21 protein-coding genes and 1 other RNA gene are annotated in these 18,882 nt (G+C 63.5%); 6 read left to right on the top strand and 16 right to left on the bottom strand.

Going from position 1 to position 18,882, the window contains the following annotated elements:
- Positions 1–20: 20 nt before the first annotated feature.
- The gene (locus MRBLMA1_RS11630) at positions 21–2,111 is read left to right on the top strand and encodes a ComEC/Rec2 family competence protein (RefSeq protein ID WP_363737000.1); all 2,091 of its coding nucleotides are present in this window, start codon (positions 21–23) and stop codon (positions 2,109–2,111) included.
- On the opposite strand, the gene lexA is transcribed toward MRBLMA1_RS11630, so the two are convergent.
- Positions 2,102–2,788 (bottom strand): transcriptional repressor LexA, encoded by a 687-nt coding sequence (gene lexA / locus MRBLMA1_RS11625; protein ID WP_133654116.1) that lies wholly within the window; start codon positions 2,786–2,788, stop codon positions 2,102–2,104. The two genes, MRBLMA1_RS11630 and lexA, sit on opposite strands and share 10 nt — an antisense overlap.
- A gap of 154 nt (positions 2,789–2,942) precedes the next feature.
- Here lexA and MRBLMA1_RS11620 point away from each other — a divergent pair, with 154 nt between their 5' ends.
- A complete protein-coding gene (locus tag MRBLMA1_RS11620; protein ID WP_363736997.1) occupies positions 2,943–3,101 on the top strand; it encodes a hypothetical protein in 159 nt (52 codons plus the stop codon).
- A gap of 61 nt (positions 3,102–3,162) precedes the next feature.
- Here MRBLMA1_RS11620 and glp read toward each other — a convergent pair whose 3' ends face one another.
- The 5 genes from glp to MRBLMA1_RS11595 form a co-directional block, all read right to left on the bottom strand.
- Positions 3,163–4,344: a gephyrin-like molybdotransferase Glp gene (glp, locus tag MRBLMA1_RS11615; protein ID WP_363736995.1), complete on the bottom strand. Its 1,182-nt coding sequence runs from the start codon at positions 4,342–4,344 to the stop codon at positions 3,163–3,165.
- Positions 4,341–4,826 carry a cyclic pyranopterin monophosphate synthase MoaC gene (moaC, locus tag MRBLMA1_RS11610; RefSeq protein WP_363736993.1) on the bottom strand — a complete coding sequence of 162 codons (486 nt, stop codon included), beginning with the start codon at positions 4,824–4,826 and terminating at the stop codon, positions 4,341–4,343. Before moaC ends, glp begins: the two co-directional genes overlap by 4 nt.
- On the bottom strand, positions 4,823–5,614 hold the full coding sequence (gene trpC / locus MRBLMA1_RS11605; RefSeq protein WP_363736991.1) for an indole-3-glycerol phosphate synthase TrpC: 792 nt from the start codon (positions 5,612–5,614) through the stop codon (positions 4,823–4,825). The genes moaC and trpC overlap by 4 nt, the downstream gene beginning before the upstream one ends.
- Positions 5,611–6,603, bottom strand: a complete 993-nt coding sequence (gene trpD, locus MRBLMA1_RS11600) for an anthranilate phosphoribosyltransferase (protein ID WP_363736989.1) — start codon at positions 6,601–6,603, stop codon at positions 5,611–5,613. The genes trpC and trpD overlap by 4 nt, the downstream gene beginning before the upstream one ends.
- A gap of 196 nt (positions 6,604–6,799) precedes the next feature.
- Entirely contained in the window at positions 6,800–7,390 is a 591-nt protein-coding gene (locus MRBLMA1_RS11595) for an anthranilate synthase component II (RefSeq protein WP_363736987.1), read from the bottom strand.
- An 87-nt stretch (positions 7,391–7,477) separates the two neighbouring features.
- Between MRBLMA1_RS11595 and ssrA the strand changes: the two genes are divergently transcribed.
- Positions 7,478–7,821, top strand: a transfer-messenger RNA (tmRNA) gene (ssrA, locus tag MRBLMA1_RS11590).
- A gap of 150 nt (positions 7,822–7,971) precedes the next feature.
- Here ssrA and MRBLMA1_RS11585 read toward each other — a convergent pair.
- Entirely contained in the window at positions 7,972–8,718 is a 747-nt protein-coding gene (locus MRBLMA1_RS11585; protein ID WP_363736985.1) for a glutaminyl-peptide cyclotransferase, read from the bottom strand.
- Complete coding sequence (locus MRBLMA1_RS11580) at positions 8,715–9,452, bottom strand: YgfZ/GcvT domain-containing protein (RefSeq protein ID WP_363737429.1); 738 nt, start codon at positions 9,450–9,452, stop codon at positions 8,715–8,717. The genes MRBLMA1_RS11585 and MRBLMA1_RS11580 overlap by 4 nt, the downstream gene beginning before the upstream one ends.
- Positions 9,453–9,513: 61 nt before the next feature.
- On the opposite strand from MRBLMA1_RS11580, the gene MRBLMA1_RS11575 reads away from it, so the two are divergent.
- Positions 9,514–10,839 carry a dihydroorotase gene (locus MRBLMA1_RS11575; RefSeq protein ID WP_363736984.1) on the top strand — a complete coding sequence of 442 codons (1,326 nt, stop codon included), beginning with the start codon at positions 9,514–9,516 and terminating at the stop codon, positions 10,837–10,839.
- Here MRBLMA1_RS11575 and rarD read toward each other — a convergent pair.
- Together rarD and MRBLMA1_RS11565 are read right to left on the bottom strand one after the other, a co-directional pair.
- Complete coding sequence (gene rarD, locus MRBLMA1_RS11570; RefSeq protein ID WP_363736982.1) at positions 10,836–11,717, bottom strand: EamA family transporter RarD; 882 nt, start codon at positions 11,715–11,717, stop codon at positions 10,836–10,838. The two genes, MRBLMA1_RS11575 and rarD, sit on opposite strands and share 4 nt — an antisense overlap.
- A 26-nt stretch (positions 11,718–11,743) precedes the next feature.
- On the bottom strand, positions 11,744–11,965 hold the full coding sequence (locus MRBLMA1_RS11565; RefSeq protein WP_363736980.1) for a hypothetical protein: 222 nt from the start codon (positions 11,963–11,965) through the stop codon (positions 11,744–11,746).
- 160 nt (positions 11,966–12,125) lie between these two features.
- On the opposite strand from MRBLMA1_RS11565, the gene MRBLMA1_RS11560 reads away from it, so the two are divergent.
- Positions 12,126–12,821, top strand: a complete 696-nt coding sequence (locus MRBLMA1_RS11560; protein ID WP_363736978.1) for a hypothetical protein — start codon at positions 12,126–12,128, stop codon at positions 12,819–12,821.
- A 57-nt stretch (positions 12,822–12,878) separates the two neighbouring features.
- Here MRBLMA1_RS11560 and MRBLMA1_RS11555 read toward each other — a convergent pair whose 3' ends face one another.
- Complete coding sequence (locus tag MRBLMA1_RS11555) at positions 12,879–13,559, bottom strand: peptidylprolyl isomerase (protein ID WP_363736976.1); 681 nt, start codon at positions 13,557–13,559, stop codon at positions 12,879–12,881.
- 169 nt (positions 13,560–13,728) lie between these two features.
- The gene (locus MRBLMA1_RS11550; protein WP_363736975.1) at positions 13,729–14,415 is read right to left on the bottom strand and encodes a TetR/AcrR family transcriptional regulator; all 687 of its coding nucleotides are present in this window, start codon (positions 14,413–14,415) and stop codon (positions 13,729–13,731) included.
- A gap of 119 nt (positions 14,416–14,534) precedes the next feature.
- On the opposite strand from MRBLMA1_RS11550, the gene MRBLMA1_RS11545 reads away from it, so the two are divergent.
- A complete protein-coding gene (locus tag MRBLMA1_RS11545) occupies positions 14,535–16,835 on the top strand; it encodes an arylsulfatase (protein ID WP_363736973.1) in 2,301 nt (766 codons plus the stop codon).
- A 141-nt stretch (positions 16,836–16,976) separates the two neighbouring features.
- Here the strand turns inward: MRBLMA1_RS11545 and MRBLMA1_RS11540 are convergent, their stop codons facing one another.
- The 4 genes from MRBLMA1_RS11540 to MRBLMA1_RS11525 form a co-directional block, all read right to left on the bottom strand.
- Positions 16,977–17,327 carry a glycine zipper domain-containing protein gene (locus MRBLMA1_RS11540; RefSeq protein WP_363736971.1) on the bottom strand — a complete coding sequence of 117 codons (351 nt, stop codon included), beginning with the start codon at positions 17,325–17,327 and terminating at the stop codon, positions 16,977–16,979.
- Positions 17,328–17,403: 76 nt separating this feature from the next.
- The gene (locus MRBLMA1_RS11535; protein WP_363736969.1) at positions 17,404–17,718 is read right to left on the bottom strand and encodes a hypothetical protein; all 315 of its coding nucleotides are present in this window, start codon (positions 17,716–17,718) and stop codon (positions 17,404–17,406) included.
- A 60-nt stretch (positions 17,719–17,778) separates the two neighbouring features.
- Positions 17,779–18,006 (bottom strand): hypothetical protein, encoded by a 228-nt coding sequence (locus MRBLMA1_RS11530; RefSeq protein ID WP_363736968.1) that lies wholly within the window; start codon positions 18,004–18,006, stop codon positions 17,779–17,781.
- Positions 17,996–18,199: a hypothetical protein gene (locus MRBLMA1_RS11525; RefSeq protein WP_363736967.1), complete on the bottom strand. Its 204-nt coding sequence runs from the start codon at positions 18,197–18,199 to the stop codon at positions 17,996–17,998. Before MRBLMA1_RS11525 ends, MRBLMA1_RS11530 begins: the two co-directional genes overlap by 11 nt.
- Positions 18,200–18,882 lie beyond the last annotated feature (683 nt).

The raw sequence follows: 18,882 nt of genomic DNA, 5'->3' as shown, positions 1-18,882 counted from the left end.
CCACTTGGGTTGGAGGGAGGATGGCGCCGCTCTGGCGCCCGCTGGAACTGTGGCTGGAGGAAGAGCGCGAGCGGTTGCCGCTTTGGGTCCCCGTGGCATTGGCGGCGGGCATAGCCGCCTGGTTCGTTCTGTCCAACCGGCTGGATTGGCTTGCTTTCTGCTGCGTGATGCTGGGAGTCGCCTTCACTGCGCTGCTTTTGCCACCGGGTGGCCGGACGCGTCAGGCGCTCGTCGCTGGCAGCCTGCTGGCCTGCGCTGGTTGCCTGCTGGTCTGGGGCAAGGCCATGGTGGTGGGATCGCCTCCTCTGGCCCGCCCTGTCGTCCTCACGCTGAAGGGAGAAGTCCAATCCGTTCATAGATTGCCTGCTCAGCACATGAGTCGGCTTTTGATCCGGCCGATCGGCATGCCGGCGCTGCCCGCCCTGGTACGCATCAATCTTGACGAGTCCTCGACGCCGGCTGGACTGGGTGAGGGGGCCGTCGTGGCCGTCCGTACCAGGCTGATGCCGCCAGCGCCGCCCAGCTTGCCGGGTGGCTATGATTTTGCGCGCCGGGCCTATTTCGATGGTATCGGCGCAACGGGCCGTGCGCTGCCGCCCATCACGATCCTGCGGCCCGCCACCACAGGTCCGCGCCTGAGAACGCGTTTGTTCGAGCACATTCTGACGCGCGTTCCCGGCCAGGGGGCCGGCATTGCCGCTGCCCTGGCCACGGGTGATCAGGGCGCGATCATGCAAGCCGATGCGGAGGCGATGCGGCGGAGCGGCCTTGCGCATCTCCTGTCGATCAGCGGCCTGCATGTGACGGCACTGATCGGTGTGGTGATCTTTTTGCTGATGCGGCTGATGGCGCTCAGCCGCCGGGCAGCGCTCGATTGGCCGCTGATGCTCCTTGCGGCGGGCGGTGGGGCTTTGGCCGGCCTCGGCTATACGATCCTGACCGGCGCCGAAGTGCCGACCGTGCGGTCCTGCATCGCTGCCCTGCTGGTGCTCGGAGGACTGGCGATGGGGCGGGATGCGATCACCCTCCGCCTGGTCGCGGCCGGGGCGCTGGTCGTGCTCGCCATATGGCCCGAAGCATTGATGGGACCGAGTTTCCAGATGAGCTTCGCCGCCGTGGTCGCTCTGGTTTCACTGGGCGAGCATCCCGCTTTCCGACGCTTTGCAGCCGGGCGCGACGAGGCGGCATGGCGCCGGCTGGGGCGCAGTCTTGCGGGCATGTTGCTTACGGGTCTGGTGGTCGAACTGGTGCTCGCGCCGATCGCTCTGTTCCATTTCCACAAGGCGGGCATGATGGGATCGGTCGCCAATCTGGTCGCGATACCTCTTACCACTCTGGTCGTCATGCCGCTGGAAGCGCTGGCCTTGCTGTTCGATCTGGGCGGGTGGGGCGCGCCCTTCTGGTGGCTTGCTGCGCGGGCGTTGGATCTGCTGCTGCTGGTGGCCCATGGCGTAGCATCCAGCCCTTGGGCAGTGATGTTGACGCCCGCCCAATCCGGCGCTGTTTTCGGCCTCGTGATGCTCGGCATGCTGTGGTGCCTCCTATGGCGGAGTCACTGGCGCTGGGCTGGCCTGATGCCCGTTGCCGCAGGCGTAACCATGATCCTCGCGACCCCGATGCCTGGCATATTGATCAGCAGCGATGGCCGCCACGTCGCGGTTCGCACCGCAAGTGGCATGGCGATACTGCGGGCACGGGCCGGAAGTTACACACGCGACATGCTGGCGGAAAGCGCTGGTTACGGTGGCGCGTTGGAAGCACTGCCGACGTTGCCCCAGGCACATTGTTCGCTTGATCTCTGCGCCGTCCGCCTGGTGGGCGGGGGACGTAAGTGGAACCTTTTGCTCACTCGGAGCAATGTAAATATCGACCATGCGATATTGGCGCGGGATTGCGCCAATGCCGATATCGTCGTCAGCGACCGTAGACTGCCAGGTGCCTGCCGTCCTCGCTGGCTGAAGGTGGATAGGCGATTCCTCGCTCAGACCGGGGGGCTGGCCATCGATCTGGACCATGGTACCGTGCGCAGCGCGAAAATGCGGAACGACGGGCATCCGTGGATTGCGCGACCTTCCGTTTGGCCGCGCCGATCCGGAGGCGGTCAGTTATAGCGTCGCAGCAGCCCGGCCAACTTGCCCTGAATGCGAACCTGACGCGGGTCGTAGATCTGCGGTTCATAGGCACTATTGGCAGGATCGAGTCTGACTTTGGGCCCCTCTCGCCGGAAATATTTGAGCGTCGCTTCATTTTCATCGATCAGAGCGACGACAATCTGCCCCTCCCGCGCGACTTCGGTACGCTGGATAAGCGCGAAATCGCCGTCGAGTATGCCTGCCTCGACCATGGAGTCCCCTGCGACTTCCAGCGCATAATGATCCCCGGTCCCAAGCAGCGCCGCGGGTACGGAGAGCATATTCTGTCCCTCCAATGCCTCTATCGGAACACCGGCCGCGATGCGGCCATGCAGGGGAATCTCCAATATGTCATTGGCGACGATCGGTGGTTTGCTCAAGGCAGGAGCAGTTGTCACCGGCGCCTTGGCAGGCACGACCAGCCTGGGCGCGCGATGCATGGCATCGGGCAGCTTGAGCACTTCAAGAGCGCGGGCACGATTGGGCAGGCGGCGGATGAAGCCGCGCTCCTCCAGCGCATTGATCAGGCGATGGATGCCGGATTTCGACCGCAGGTCCAGCGCTTCCTTCATCTCCTCGAAAGAAGGAGATACGCCTCCCTCTTCCAGCCGGATCTGAATGAAGCTCAGCAATTCCTGTTGCTTGGGTGTCAACATTTCGCCTGCCCTTCTTTGGAACGGATAGGGAACGCATAGGAAACGGAACGGGGCAAGTCAAGCGCCTAACGGTTCGCCGCGTTTAAGGGAACGTGCCGGCCGCCGGGCCGTTTTCAAGCCTGCCTTCGCCGAAGAAGGTGAATAGGAGAGTAAGATGGCCAACCAGAACAACCAGGGCGGCGATCAACGTCGCGATCAGCAGGGCGGCGACCGTGCCAATCAGGGTGGACGCCAGCAACAGCAGGAAGACCGGCAGGGCCAAATGGGTGATGAGCGCCGTCAGGACAAGTCGCCCGGCAAGCAGCAGCGCTGAACATTCATCAGCTTCGCACTGGAAGGGGTCGCATGGCGACCCCTTTCCTTATGCAAGGCCCTTATATTAGGGGAAGCACCGTGACGGGATCGCCTGCCGCCACCGGAGCGGAGCCTCCGGGACGCAGGATGAGGCAGTCCGCCATGGCCAGGGCGGCGGTGGCGGCGCTGTCCTGCGACGTCACCGAAACGATGCCGGCTTCGGTGCGGAAGGCGCGAAGATAGTCGTCCCGTTCCCCCGTGGCGGGTAGCGATGCTGCCAATGTCGCGACCGCGGTGCGCGGCAGGGGCGATGCCGCGCCCATCATGTGGCGGACCAGCGGCAGCAGGAACAGCGTCGCGGTTACGAAGGCTGATACCGGATTGCCCGGCAGGCCCAGGAAAATGGCGGAATCCAATGTCCCTGCCATCAGCGGCTTGCCCGGCCGCATGCGAATTTTCCAGAAATCGAGCGAGCCGCCAGCCTGGGCGAAGGCTGGACGGACCACATCATGGTCGCCGACCGACGCGCCGCCGGTCGAAACGATGATGTCGGCATCGGCGGCACGGGCAAAGGCCTGGGCCATGCCGGGCAGATCATCTCGCACGATCCCCAGGTCGATGATGTCGCAGGGGAGGCTCGCAAGCAGGGCTGCCAGCATAGGTGCGTTAGATGACGGAAGCTGGCCTGGCTGCGTCGACGCGCCGGGCGGCACCAGTTCATTGCCGGTGGAGATCAACGCGACCCGCGCCCGGCGGGAAACGGGCAGTGCGCCATGCCCCGCCACTACGGCAAGCGCGATCTGCGCGGGGCCAAGCGCGCTGCCGGCCGTCAGCAGGAGATCGTCCTTGCGGAAATCGGAACCGGCCGAGCGGACATGGCGGCCCGCCGCCAGAGCCTCTTCGAGCCCGCGCAGCTCATTTCCTTCGCGGGCAGCATTTTCCTGGATCAATATCGCGTCTGCGCCCGGCGGCAAGGGCGCTCCGGTGAAGATGCGGCAAGCCTGGCCGGGTTCGAGCGGTGCAGGCAGCGTCCCACCCGCCGCGCTTTCGCCAACCACCTGCCATGGCCCCGGCGATTCGGCGGCGCGAACGGCATAGCCGTCCATCGCAGAAAGGTCGGCCCAGGGCTGCTCGCGCAGTGCTGCGACATCTTCCGTCAGCCAGCGCCCGGCGCAGGCGGCTACAGGCGCGTGATCCGTCGGCAGCGGCCTTGCCAGCGCCATCAGGCGGTTCTGCGCCTCCGCAACGGGAAGCAGGCTCATACCGCGCCATCTTCCCTGGCTGTCCAGTCGCCGGACTTGCCGCCGCTCTTGGCCAGCAGCCGCACGTTGCTGATGATCATGCCCTTGTCCAGCGCCTTCGCCATGTCATAGACCGTCAGCAACGCGACCGAGGCGGCGGTCAGCGCCTCCATTTCCACGCCGGTCTGTCCGGCCGTCTTCGCAGTCGCCGTCACGGACACGCCGGTGCCGTCCAGGTCGAGGTCGACGCTGACGGAACTGAGCGCAATGGGGTGGCAGAGCGGGATCAGGTCGGAGGTCCGCTTGGCCGCCATGATACCGGCGACGCGGGCGACGGCCAGCACATCGCCCTTCTTCACCAACCCTTGCGCGATGGCCGCCGCCGCTTCGGCACTCATGCTGATGCGGCCGCTCGCGACGGCCTTGCGCGCGGTTGTGGCCTTGGCGGAAACATCGACCATATGGGCCGATCCCTCCTCGTCCAGATGGGTGAGCTTGCTCATTGGCCGGTCAGCAGTTTGCGTGTGGCCGTTTCGACGTCCGCCTGTCTCATCAATGTTTCCCCCACCAGGAAGCAGCGGACGCCATGATCCGCCATGGCGATCAGGTCGTCATGGCTGCCTATGCCACTTTCCGCGACGAAGGTGCAGCCTTCCGGAGCATGGCCGACCAATTCATATGTCCGGGCGAAATCGACCGTGAAGTCTCTAAGGTCACGATTGTTGACGCCAATCAGGCGTGAGCGGAGTTTCATCGCCCGCTCCAGTTCCTGCGCGTCATGCACTTCGACCAGCGCGTCCATGCCCAGGCCGAGCGCGGCGTCCTCTATCTCCGCCATCTGATTGTCATCGAGCGCCGCGACGATGATCAGGATCGCGTCCGCCCCCAATGCGCGGCTTTCCAGCACCTGCCAGGGATCGATCATGAAATCCTTGCGCAGCACAGGCAGGGCGCAGGCGGCGCGGGCCGCGACCAGATAGTCGTCATGCCCCTGGAAAAAGGGCGCGTCGGTCAGCACTGACAGACAGGCTGCGCCGCCAGCCGCATAGGCGCGGGCATGGGCGGGGGGATCGAAGTCCGGGCGGATCAGGCCCTTGGACGGGCTGGCCTTCTTGACCTCGGCGATCAGGCCGAATCCGGAGCGGGCTGCGTCGTCCAGCGCCTTGCGAAAGCCGCGCGGCGGCGTCTGCTCGGCGGCGCGGGCGTGCAGCGCGGAAATGGCGGTTGCCACCTTTCGGCTGGCGACCTCTTCTCGCTTCATATTGCAGATTTCGATCAGCTTGTTCGTCATTTATAGGCAATCCAGCAATTGAGGAGCGCATTGGCAAGGCCGCGATCGATGGTTTCGGCGGCTTCCTCCACGCCTTCGCGAAAATCGGATACGGCATCCGCCACGACAAGGGCGGCAGCAGTGTTCAGCAGTACCGCATCGCGATAGGGACCAGCTTCGCCCTGCAACAGGGCGCGCAGGGCGGCAGCGTTATAGGCGGGGTCGCCCCCCCTGATCGCATCGACCGGATGGGTGGAAAGGCCGAGTTCCGCAGCGGTCAGGCGACGCATCGCGACAAGGCGGCCGCCTTTCACCTCGGCCAGTTCGTTGCCGCCGGCCAGCGACAATTCATCCAGTCCCTCGTCGCCGGAAACGATCATCGCGTGATCGACGCCGAGTTCCGCCAGCGCCTCCGCATAGACGGGGACATAGTCAGGGCGGGCGATGCCGACCAGCTGACGGCGCACCCCTGCGGGATTGGCGAGCGGCCCCATCAGGTTGAAGATGGTGCGTTCCCCGATCGCCCTGCGAATGGGGCCAAGCCGTTTGAGCGCGGGATGATAATTCTGCGCAAAAAGGAAGCAGATGCCAAGATCGGCCAGCGTTGCTTCTGCTGTCGCGGCTGCTCGCGCCAGGTCCAGGCCGAGCGCCTCCAGCGTATCGGCCGCGCCCGCCTTGGAGGAGGCGGCACGGTTGCCGTGCTTGGCCACGGGGACGCCGGCAGCGGCGACGACCAGCGACACCGCGGTTGAAACATTGAGGGTGTGATGCCCGTCGCCGCCCGTGCCGCAGACATCGATCGTCCCCGCAGGCGCCGTGACCGGGATCATGCGCTTGCGCATGGCGCGGGCAGCGGCGGCGATTTCCGTTGCCGTCTCGCCCCGCCGGGCCATGGCGACAAGGAAACCGGCGATTTCCTCCTCCGGCAACTCGGCATCGAACAGCATATCGAAAGCCGTTGCGGCCTGTTGCGCGTCGAGAGGCTGGCAGGGGTCGGGCAGGCGGGTCATGGTCGCTGCCTTAATCATGGGAAGGTGCCAGAGTCGAGATGGGATACGCGAAAGTCGCTATGGATGTGCAACAGCGTGGTACTGGGCGGTGCCATATCGCGCCGTCTACTTCCGGATTCGCAGGACCGATGGTGATCAATTTTCCGGCGTTGAGTGAAGCAGGAGGACAGGCGGCCGGACTGCCGGGGAAAGCGGTTCAGCCCGCCACACGTTCGCGGACCGGAATGCCGGCGATCCGCATGAAATTCGCCAGCATGTCGTGGCCATGTTCCGTGGCGATGCTTTCCGGGTGGAATTGCGCCGAATGAATCGGCAGGTCACGGTGCCGGAATCCCATGACCGAACCGTCTTCGCTGGTGGCGTTGACGACAAGGCTTTCGGGAATGTTCTCGACGATCAGCGAATGATAGCGGGTGGCCGTAAAGGGCGAAGGCAGCCCCTGGAACAGCCCGGTGCCATCATGCGTGACCGGCGATGTCTTTCCGTGCATCAGCCCGCCGCGCACGACCTGACCGCCGAAATGCTGGCCGATCGACTGATGGCCGAGGCACACGCCCAACAACGGCGCGCCGGCATCGGCGCAGGCGGCGACGAGATCAAGGCTGACGCCCGCTTCGTTGGGTGTGCAGGGGCCCGGCGAGAGCAGAAATGCCTGCGCGCCGGTGGAAAGGGCCTGGCCGGCGGAAATGGCGTCGTTGCGGACGACCTCAACCTGCGCGCCCAGTTCCATGAGGTAGTGGACGAGGTTCCAGGTGAAGCTGTCATAATTGTCGATGACGAGGATCATGCCGCGGCTTTAGCGCCGGATCGGAGGCAGGGGAAGAGTCGGGATTCCGGATCGACGGGAGAACTGTCCTGGACCTGCGAACGGCGACGGCTTGATAAACCGGATGCGCCTCTCCATATAGGGCGGTGCCGGGTTCGCCCGGCTATGGTGATAAATCGTATCGTGCAATAGGCGCAGCGGACCCGGGGGCGGTACCCGGCGGCTCCACCACATTCCCCGGTTTTCGGGGCGCGTGACGGGGCCGAACTAGGATCGACGTGTGTTGAAAAGCGGTGCCTTTACCCGGCCTGAGTACGCCGTAAAAAGGTTCAAAACTCACAAGTGCCAACGATAACGAGGCTCTTGCTCTTGCTGCGTAATTGATGGCCTCACGGCCTGACATTACTCAAAAAGAACGCGGTTGAACCCACCGGGCAACAGAAGGGAATTCAGCGGCCTCCGGAGGGGCCGGGCAACAGAACCCTCCGGACCTTTTCTCCCCATCCATTTGGCATGCTCCGGGCGCTGAGAGAGGGACGTTGTCCCTGCCATGGCGGGTTCCGGCGAATTGCGCTTCTGGCGCTGAAGTTCACTGGCCCGACCTATTTCTCGACCTTTATCTCGAACAATCTGGCCCAATTCTTCCCCGTGACGAACAGACGGTCGGTCCTCGCGTCATAGGCTATGCCATTGGCGACCGCCTCGCTGTCCCTGGCGCCGCTTGCCTGCAGGAGAGGGGCGATGTCGAGCCAGTCGATCACCGCGCCGGTGCGCGGATCAATCCGGGCGATATGGGTATCGTACCAGATATTGGCCCATATTTCGCCCTTCACATATTCCAGTTCATTGAGGCGGTCCACAGGACGGCCATTCCACGTCACGGTGATCCGGCGTTCCTCGGTCAGCCTTTCGGGGTCCAGAAAGCGAAGCTGCGCAGTGCCGTCGCTCATGATGAGGCTGTGCCCGTCCTGCGTCAGCCCCCAGCCTTCGCCCTCATAGCGGAACTGGGAAACCGGGGAAAAATCGTTCAGCTTCCACACGAAGCCCTGCCGGTGCCGCCAGGTCAGGCTGATCAACCGGTCCTTCCAGTTGACGATGCCCTCTCCGAAATAGGGGCGGGGAATGATCCGGTGGGCCAGCGCCTTGCCGCTCTTGAGATCGACCTTCCGAATCTCCGACTCGCCCTCCAGGCCCGTGCTCTCATACAGGGCGCCATCATGGTAGAAGAGCCCCTCGGTAAAGGCGCCGGGGTCGTGCGGATAGCTTCGGACGAGTTTCCAGCGCGTCTCCGCCTGCGCGGGAAGGATCAGCAGCCACGCGCCCAGCAGCGCGACGAAGACGTGCCTCATTCGGCGGCCTGGTCCGCCATGGCCGCGGCAAGCCAGCCTGGCAGGGCGGCGGGATCCATATCCTCCATCCGCCGCAATTCGATGGAGAGGCCAAGATCAGTCAGCGCAGCCTTCTGCCGCTTCTCGTCGGCCTGTGCCATCGGCACCGCGACCAGGCGCCGGCTCACCTTGTTGCGATAATGCATGCGCGCGGTGTTTTCCTGCCCCACATAGCATCCCTTGTCATAATCCACGCCACTCAGTTCGCCGGCATTGGTTTCCAGCCAGAGGAGCTGGTCCTGACCGAGTTCGCCCGCGCCTTCGAATATGCCGAGCGACAATCTGTGCGCCCGGAATGCCGCGGATGCATCGCCTTCATCCTGCGTTGCGATCCAGCGGTGGCCGAGTTCCGACAAGCGCGGATCGAACGGCTTGCCGGGCGCTTCGAGAGCCCAATGCACCGCCAGCACATCCTCCCGCATGATCGCCACCTTGCGCCGCAGCCGGTAGATCGTAAGTCGCTTCATCAGGGCATCCGCCTGAGCGCCCTCGCAATCGATGAGCACATCGTCACCCCCTGCCCAGAGGATGAAATCGAACAGCACCTTGCCCTGCGGCGTCAGCAGCGCGGTCCAGCGCGGCTCCCCCTCCTTCAGCTTCAGGACGTCGCGGGTGAGCAGGCCCTGCAGGAAGCTTTTCGCATCCTCGCCGGAAATTCTGAGGAGCGCGCGGTCGGTAAGGGTGGTGCCGGTCATCGGCTTTAGGTAGGACAAACGCCCATCATATCCAAGCCCACCCCAAGCTGGCGAGACCGACATGACTTTCGACCTCCTCCTGAAGAACGGAACCGTGCACACCCCTGGCGGCGCGGAAAGTGTGGATGTGGGCGTGAGCGGCGGCAGGATCGTCGCCATCGGCGCATCCCTGGGCGATGCGGGCGAAGTGATCGACTGCGCGGGCCTGGACGTGCTGCCGGGCTGCATAGACAGCCAGGTCCATTTTCGCGAGCCCGGGCTGGAGCATAAGGAAGATCTGGAATCGGGCAGCCGCGCCGCCGTGCTGGGCGGCATCACCGCCGTGTTCGAGATGCCGAACACAAATCCCAACACCGACACCGCCGAGCGGGTACGGGACAAGTTGAAACGCGCCCATCATCGTATGTGGTGCGACCATGCCTTCTATGTCGGCGCCACCGCGGACAATGCCGAGCAGTTGAAGGAACTGGAGCGGATACCCGGCACCTCGGGGGTCAAGATCTTCATGGGTGCCTCCACCGGCAGCCTGCTGGTCGACGATGACGACGCATTGTCCCGTGTCCTCGCCAGCGGCACCCGCCGCGTCGCCATCCATGCCGAGGATGAGGCACGGATGAACGCGCGCAAGGATCTGCGGGTGGAAGGCGATCCGTCGTCTCACCCCGTGTGGCGTGACGATGAAAGCGCGATGATCGCCACCAGGCGGATCATCGATCTTGCCCGCAAGGCGCGCCGGCGCATCCACATCCTGCATGTGACGACGCCCGCCGAACTGGAGTATATCGGCCGGAACAAGGATATCGCGACCTGTGAAGTCACGCCCCAGCATCTCACCCTGGCGGCGGAGGATGCCTATCCGCGTCTTGGCACATATGCGCAGATGAACCCCCCGATCCGCTCCGGCGCGCATCGCGACGGGCTGTGGCACTGGCTGAACCAGGGGGTGCCCGACGTTCTGGGCAGCGATCACGCGCCACATACGATCGAGGAGAAGGCGAAATCCTATCCCGCCTCGCCCAGCGGCATGCCGGGCGTGCAGACGCTGGTCCCGCTGCTGCTCAATCACGTGGCGGAGGGGCGGTTGTCGCTCCGTCGCTTCATCGAACTGACTTCTTCGGGGCCGCAGCGCGTCTTCGGCCTGGTGGGCAAGGGCCGCATCGCGATCGGTTATGACGCCGATTTCACCGTAGTCGACCTGAAGAAGCGCTGGACGGTGGGTGGCGACTGGCTGTCCTCCCGCTGCAACTGGTCGCCTTTTGAGGGGATGGACCTGACCGGCAAGGCTGTCGGCACCATCATCCGCGGCCATCGCGTCATGTGGGAAGATGCACTGGCGAATGAGGCAGTGGGTGAGTCTGTCCGTTTCGAAGCGACCGAGTTCGCCTAAACCGCTGCCAGGTGGTTGCGGCGGGCGGCGCTCAGGCCGTCCGCCGCGAACACGACAAGGCTGAGCCAGATCAATCCGAAGCTCGCCATCTGTCCCATCGTAAGCTTTTCGCCGAACAGCAGGATAGCGCACAGGAACTGGATGGATGGCGCCAGATATTGCAACAGGCCAAGCGTCGCCATGGGCAATCGATGCGCGGCGATCGCAAACAGGACCAAAGGAAAGGTCGTAACTGCGCCGGCTGCGATCAGCAGGGTGGTGGTGGGCACATCCTGTCCAAAGCTGGCGCCGCCGTGCATCGACAGCCAGAACAGATAGGCTATGGCCGGCGGCATCAGCAGAAAGGTCTCGACACCCAGTCCGACCATGGGGGCAACCGGCGTCATTTTCCGAATCAGTCCATAAAAACCGAAGGAAAATGCCAGCGCCACGCTGATCCAGAGCGTCGTCAGCGCCGTTGCGGCCATGATGGCGACGCCGACTGCGGCGATCGCCACCGCCGCCAGTTGTCCCAGCCTCAGCCGCTCGCCGAGCAGCAGCATGCCCAGCCCGACGTTGACGAGCGGATTGAGGAAATAACCCAGGCTGGCGGCGATGACATGCCCCGCGTTCACCGCCCAGACATAGGTCAGCCAGTTGATGCCGATCATGAGGGCCGATCCGGAAAGGGCGAAAAGGAGCCGCCGGTCGCGCAATATCGCTCCCACTTCGCGGAGGCTCCGTCGCGCCAGCAATAGCGTCAGGATCAACAGCAGCGACCACAGAATGCGCTGGCAGACGATCTCCACCGCATCCACATGATGCAGCAGCTTGAAATAGATCGGCAGCAGTCCCCAGGTGCCATAGGCCGCCACGGCCGCGAGCAGGCCTTGCCGCACCGCCTGTTCGGATGGGTGGAAATTATTCAGAGGACGCCTCCGCCCATGAACAGCCGCAGGGCGCCGAACGCCGCCACGATCAGGCAAAAATTACGCCCCCCGTTTTTCGTGGAGAACATGCCGACAAAGGCGCCGAACAATGCCATGGGCACCAGCAGCCAGTTCAGTGCCCCCAGCAGCGGAAAAACCGCCGGGATCATCAGAATCAGGGTGATGAGGCCAATCAGGGCTGACAGGATGTTGAACATGGCCGCACAAATGGCGAGTGAGAACGGCCGAAACAAGGCAAGATGCCGGGCCAGTTGATGCAGACTGGCCCGGCGTCCGGAAAAAATTCGCGATTCACCAAAATCCCTAACGGAAAATTAACCTCTACTCTTCATCCCTTGTTTACGAAGGAGTGAAGCGATGACGCCTGTTCGATCTTTCTGTGTTCTGGCGATGCTTGTCGCCCTGCCTCTGGCGGGTTGCGGCAAGAAAAAGGATGATCTGAACGCGCTCGATGCCCAGCTCACCAACAATGCGGTCGATGCGCTCGCCAACCAGATCGTGGTCGATCCCCGGCTTGCAGGCAGCTCCAATGCGGCCGCAAAACTGCCGGCGTTGAAGGGAGAGGCCGCGACGGCGCTGGCGGCCTCCGTGAAGCTGGCTGGCGGGTCGCTGCTTGCTACGCCCGCGCCCGCTCTGGGGGAGGCAAAGGAGTCCGAATCCGCGCTGGCTGCCGTGGCCGCCGAACAGAAGAAGCCGGGGGGCAATGCCCTTTGCCGTGAGCAACTGATCCATGGCGCGCAATGGGCCAGCCGCCTGCCTGAACCCTTTGCCGTTTATCCCGGCGCGCAACTCATGGAAGCTGCGGGCGCGGAAAAGGACGGTTGCACGCTGCGGGCGGCGACATTCGTCACGCCGGTGCCGTGGCAAAGCGTGATGGACTTCTATTATACCCAGGCTCGCCGCGCGGGCTTTGATGCCGAACACAGGGTGATGGGCGGCGACCATGTGCTAGGCGGATCGCGCAAGGATGACGGCAGCGCCTTCCTGCTGCTGTTCACCCAGGTGCCGGGCGGCAAGACGAGCGTCGACCTGTTGGCGGATAACGGCCGGTAGGACCGCGAGGCACCGCGCACTGGTCAGCTGCGCATCGCAGCGGCCGTCCGCCCGATTTCACGGCTCGCGCCTGAGGCCCAACAACCACGGCTTTACCCCGCGCGTCGGATGAGGCGTGCCGTCAAGCCGCCTTGCGCGGATGATACGGATCGGCTTGATGATCATCTGCCCCCGCATCGGTCCCGATCCGCAGCAGGTCGGTACGGCAAGGATTCGCTTCACCACATCCATGCCGCCAACGACGTGGCCGAAAGCGGCATAGCCGATATAATCGCCCCGCGCGTCCATGTTCGGCGTCGGCCCCACGGTGATGAAGAAATTGCCCATGGCGGAATTGGCGCGGTCGGGCCTCGCCATGGAAAGCGTGGCGTCTAGATGCCTGATCCCGGTCTGCGTCGTCGGCTCATGCCTGATGGGCGGCAGCGAACGGCGGGCGTCGGTGTCGATCCCGCCCTGGATCAGCCCCAGCCCTGGATCGCTCTTGCGCCGCGCCGCGCGATAGAAGGTCACGCAGTCGAAGCGCCCGTCATCGACATAGGTAAGGAAATTGGTGGAGGTTATCGGCGCCCGTCGATCGTCGGTCGCGACCACGATGGTGCCCACGGAGGTCTCTATCGCTACGCGGGTATGGCCGGGGGTGGGCCGGTTCGCGGGTAGCGCGAGGGCGGAACCGGAAGGCAGGGTGCCAAGAAGCAGGACAAGCGACAGGAGGGCAAAGCGCAGGACAGCAGGGATCATCGACAGGAAAGCACGCTCAATGAAAGGAGTTCCGCCCCAGGCTAGAGCCTGTGCAGGCCCGGCGCAACCGGGTGACAAGCACCCGTTCCACACACTTCTTCGCAGAAGAAGGCGCCGCCATGAGTCAGTTCATTCGGCGCAAGCGATCCTGGCCATGCAGAACAGGTAATCAGATTTCGTTGGAGTCCCCGTCCGTCTTTGCCGCATGCCGCACATTCGGATTTCCCGTCGTCGGGCATGCGGCGATGCCCGCCACCAGTATGTCGAGCGTATCGGCATAAATCTCTTCCACCAGCAATTCCGCTTCGGGATCGCGGTCGTGTCTGATCAGCACGTCAAGCATCAATAGGTTCGTTGCGATGAGCCGATGCTGCACCAGTTGCGGTGGAACGTCCGGCATGGCTCTTTCGATCAGCAGGAGAAGCTCGACCGTCACGGGCGTCAAGCTCATGGCCTGGCCGCGCAGGGCAATGGCGGGTTCGAATTGCAGGACCTGCCGCAGGAAGGAGGCGTAGCTGTGTTGGCCCCGCTCGTCCTGCTGTTCGAGAAGGGGGCGAAACAGGCAATCGAGCAGAGTGCGCAGATCCGCTTCCTTGCCTTTGACGCGCGCCGCTGCCAGCAGGGCGCTGCGACGCGCATCGATTGCCGGCAGCCGCCCTGTATAGATCGCGTTCACCAACCCGTCGCGTCCGCCGAAATGATATTGAACCGAGGCCGGATTCGACAAGCCAGCCGCGGCGCTGATCTCTCGAAGCGACACGGCGTCGAGGCCGCGCTCGCCCCATAAACGCTCCGCCACATCGACGATAACGGCGCGCGACTTGGGTCGTTTCACGGGGACAGCGGCAGGGCTCATGGCATTTCACCATATCCGCTTGCGCGCCCACGTCCAGTTTAATACACATGTTATAATTCTGGTGAGACGGTTGGCAATGCCGCATCTGCTGGTTCGAAAAAATTCACGGGAGGTGCCGCATGAAATTGGTGTTCACATCATTGGTTCTGTCGCTTGCCGCGTCCGCCCTGGCTGCTGAGCCGCGCACAACGCTTCCGCTTCCGGACAGGACATTCACCGGCACGGTCGGGCGGACGTTCCGGGAATCGTCATCCGCATCGCTTCCCAAGCCTGTCGCGGCGCCCAAAGGGGCACCCAATATCGTCGTCATCATGCTCGACGATGCCGGCTTCGGCCAATATGCGACTTTTGGCGGCGCGGTGCCTTCGCCTGCGATGGATCGGCTGGCGGCCGAGGGCTTGCGCTTCAATCGCTTCCATACGGCCGGTATCTGCTCGCCCACGCGCGCCGCGCTCCTGACGGGGCGCAATCCGCATAACGCGGGGGTCGGTATCGTCACCGAACTTGCGACCGGCTATGACGGCTATACGGGCATCATTCCGCAGAGTACCGTGCCTGTTGCCCGCATTCTTCGCGACAATGGCTATGCCACCGCCATGTTCGGAAAGAACCACAACACGCCGCCTGCCGAGGCCGGGCCTGCGGGGCCCTTCAATCACTGGCCGGGCGGCTTTGGCTTCGATTACTTCTACGGCTTCAACGCCTGGGGCACCAGTCAGCATCAGCCGTTGCTGTTCGAGAATAACCGGCCCGTGCCGCCTGTGCGCGACCCGGACTATCACCTCACCCATGATCTTGCGGATCGCGCCATCGGCTGGATCAGGAGCGTGAAGGCCGCCAGCCCCGACCGGCCCTATTTCCTCTATCTTGCTCCCGGTGCGACGCATGCGCCGCACCATGCGCCGAAGGCATGGATCGATCGCTTCAAGGGTCAGTTCGACAAAGGCTGGGACGCGTATCGGACCGCCGCCTTTGCAAGGCAGAAGGCGCTTGGCGTGGTGCCGAAGGATGCCGAGCTGACCCCGCGTCCGGCGGAAATTCCTGCATGGGACAGCCTGCCACCTGAAACGCAGCGCATCTTCGCTCGTCAGATGGAGGTGTTCGCCGGATTTGCCGCCCATACCGATGCGGAGGTGGGCCGGCTGATCGATGCCGTCCATGCGATGCCAGGGGGTGAGAACACGCTGATCGTCTATATTGCGGGCGACAATGGCGCGAGCGCGGAGGGCGGGGCGAATGGTACGCTGAACGAACTGGGGCCGGCAAACGGGTTGGAAGAGAAGGTGACGACCGCCGAACTGGCGGACCTGGGCGGTCCGGCCTATAACAACAATTATCCCGCCGGCTGGGCGTGGGCGGTCAATACGCGTTTTCGCTATTACAAACAGGTGGTGTCGCATCTTGGCGCGGTGCGCAATCCCATGGTCATGTCGTGGCCCGCGCACATTGCCGACAAGGGTGCGCTCAGAAGCCAGTTCACCGATGTGACGGACATTGCGCCGACGCTTCTTGCCGCTGCAGGCGTTACGGCGCCAACCAGCGTCGACGGCGTTGCGCAGAAGCCGCTGGACGGCGTCAACCTGCTCCCCGTGGCGACGGAGCCCCATGCGCCCGAGGTGCGGCAGCGCCAATATTTCGAGGTGTTCGGCAATCGCGCCATCTATGATCACGGCTGGATGGCATCGGCCCGGCTCGCAAACCCGTGGGAAGCCAACCGTGCCATGTTGGATCCCGATAAGGTTCATTGGGAACTTTACGATCTGGATCATGACTTTACCCAGGCCCATGATCTTGCCGCTCGCTGTCCCGAACGGCTCGAGCAGTACAAGAAACTGTGGTGGGAGGAAGCGAAGCGCAACAATGTGCTGCCGCTCGACTGGCGGGCAGGGGAAAGGCTCGCTAACCGCCCGCCGGACTCGCGGACCCATTTCGAACTGTATCCCGGTACGATCGGCATTCCCGAAACGATCGCGCCCAATATCCGCAACCGGTCATGGACCATCGCGGCGGACGGCAGCTTCACTGCGCGTGACAACGGCATGCTCATCACCCAGGGAGGCATGACGGGGGGCTGGGCCTTCTATCTGCGCGATGGACGGCCCGCTTTCGATTATAATCTTGGATTGGCGGCGCATTACCGCATCGTCGCGCAATCTCCGATTGCGGCAGGTACGAAGTCGCTGGTGGCGCGGTTTGATTATGAGGGCGCCCCGCAGGTCAGGGGTGGCGGGGGCGTACTGACCCTGCTCGCCGACGGGCAGGTCGTGGCGACCGGCCATCTCCCCCGGACACTTCCGGGGATTTTCTCGCTTAATGAAGGTCTCGACGTGGGGACGGATTATGGATCGCCTGTCGGCGACTATCCGTTTCCATCCGACTTCACCGGGATGTTGAGCGATGTTCGGATCGACCTGCGCTGATGCCGGGTTTTCGGACGCGGCGAGGGCGTTTTCTACTCTGATGGAGAGAATCAGTCGGCTCGGCAGGAGCAGTAAAACAGAAAATTGAAGCAGCAAAAGAAAGGCGGCAGCTTCATCGCCGCCGCCTTTCCTGATTCCTGCTTAGCAGCTTGAATTGCGGTCGATGGCGCGGCCGGCCAGGGCGCCTGCGCCAGCGCCGATGATGGTGCCGGGAGCCCGATCACCGTGGGTGTCGACCGCGCGGCCCAGCAAAGCCCCGGCGACACCGCCCAGCAGCAGGCCCGTCGTACCGCCCGACTTGCGGCAACGATAGCCGCGGTCATCGCGATAGGAGCGGTAGTCGCGATAATCGCGGCGGTCGGAATAGCGGACCCGCTCGTGACGGTCATAGCGATGCCAGCCGTCGTCGCGGGCGAAGGACGTTGCCGGAACCGCTGCGGAAAGCGTCGCGGCAGCAGCAGCGATGGCGAGCATGGTTTTGCGAATGGTCATGACTGGTCTCCTCTTACCTTGTCGTTGACCCGCTTATTCCACGCGGCACATGCGTCGATCCTGAACCGCTTTGTTATCAACGGTTAAGCTGAACGGAACTGGCCGTGCCGTGTCGATAAAGCAGGTTAAGCGCGAACGCGCCGCGGCCTTTCGGAATGGATATGGACCGGAAATCCCACCTTGCCGTCTTCAAATAGAGGAGGTCGGCACGCAGAACGGACAGCGCAGCGAATCGTCCCAGGATCCGGCGGAAGGACGCGACGACGTAACGCCGCCGGAAAGAGGTTTTCCCGGCGGCGATGAGGATCGCGCCGACGGTGGAACCCTGGAGCGCATAGAGAAGGCCGAGGATGACGACGCCAATCCCTTGGCACCACCGGTCAATATCCAAGCCGGGAGCTCGTCGAAGGGACGGAAGCAGCCTTATCGCTTGCTGTTTCTCAAGCCACGATCAACTGGAAAGCAGCGGGTAACGCATGCGCCAATCATCCAGCAAGGCCTCGATCGCGGCGATCTCCTGGAATGTGCCGGTCGGCGCGGCAGACCAGTTGCAATGAGGGTGCGTGGTACGGCTATAGAGGCGGATCGGCCCTACCAGCCTGCGCCAGTGATGCTTGCTGCGTCCATGATCGCGGACCATCCGGGCAATGATCATGTCGACAAGTTTGTCAGTCGTCATTTTCTTTCCCCTCGGCGCAGGGCCATTGTCCGGGCAGTTCCAGATAGGCCTCCAGCTCCCGCCAATGCCGGTCCCATCCTGGGCCGCGCCGTTCTTCCGGCACATGCGCCTCCACCATGCGTCTGGCTCGCGCCACGACATTGTCGCTGGGCGCGCGCAGACGGGCGAGAATGTCCCGGATACCGCCCGTCATGAAGATCGCCGCCGCATGGATCGCTGATAGAAGCAGCCATGCCGGCTTTCAACAACTCCGAAGTGCGGGAAGCTCAGCGTCTCAAGGGCCGGGGGAAAGCGCGCTTTCGCTTTGTCGTGAAGCAGAGCGGGAGCGCAGTGCGAAGGCTACCTTGCTTTATGGCGTCTGATACTGGCGGCTATCCAGCCCGGGATCGGAGTTGGGCCTTCGCTTTGGGTCGGAGGGTTCGTGGTCCCTCATCAGGCGAAAAGGCCCGTGTGTCCGGGCATTGGAAACAGAAAACACATATTTTCCAGACCTTTAAACAAAAAAATCCAGAAATTTCTCGAAACTGTCATTTTTAGGGTTGCCTGAATCTGCTGGCCCACCTAGATGCCCCTTCACCGACGCGGCGCTGCCCCACTGGGACGGCGGAAGCGGCGGTCGCCGACATAGACGGACGCTGGTCCCCCGGAACGCAAGGAACGGGGTGGGATAGCTGTCCGGTTTATGTTGTGAGGTTCTTTGACATTGTAGATTGATGAAGGGACATGTGGGCGGCGGCTCCGGGTTCTGGCGGCTTCTGGGCGTCGGATATTCGGTTAAAGCAAGCCATTACTCACAATGTCCTTACACACCATGTAAGATTTGTGCAGGAATGGCTCCTAGAAATGAGCGGTTCTATCTTGGGATTATTCCTCCTG

Source organism: Sphingobium sp. LMA1-1-1.1, assembly GCF_040676365.1.
GTDB lineage: Bacteria > Pseudomonadota > Alphaproteobacteria > Sphingomonadales > Sphingomonadaceae > Sphingobium.
This window is presented reverse-complemented; position numbering and strand designations above follow the sequence as displayed.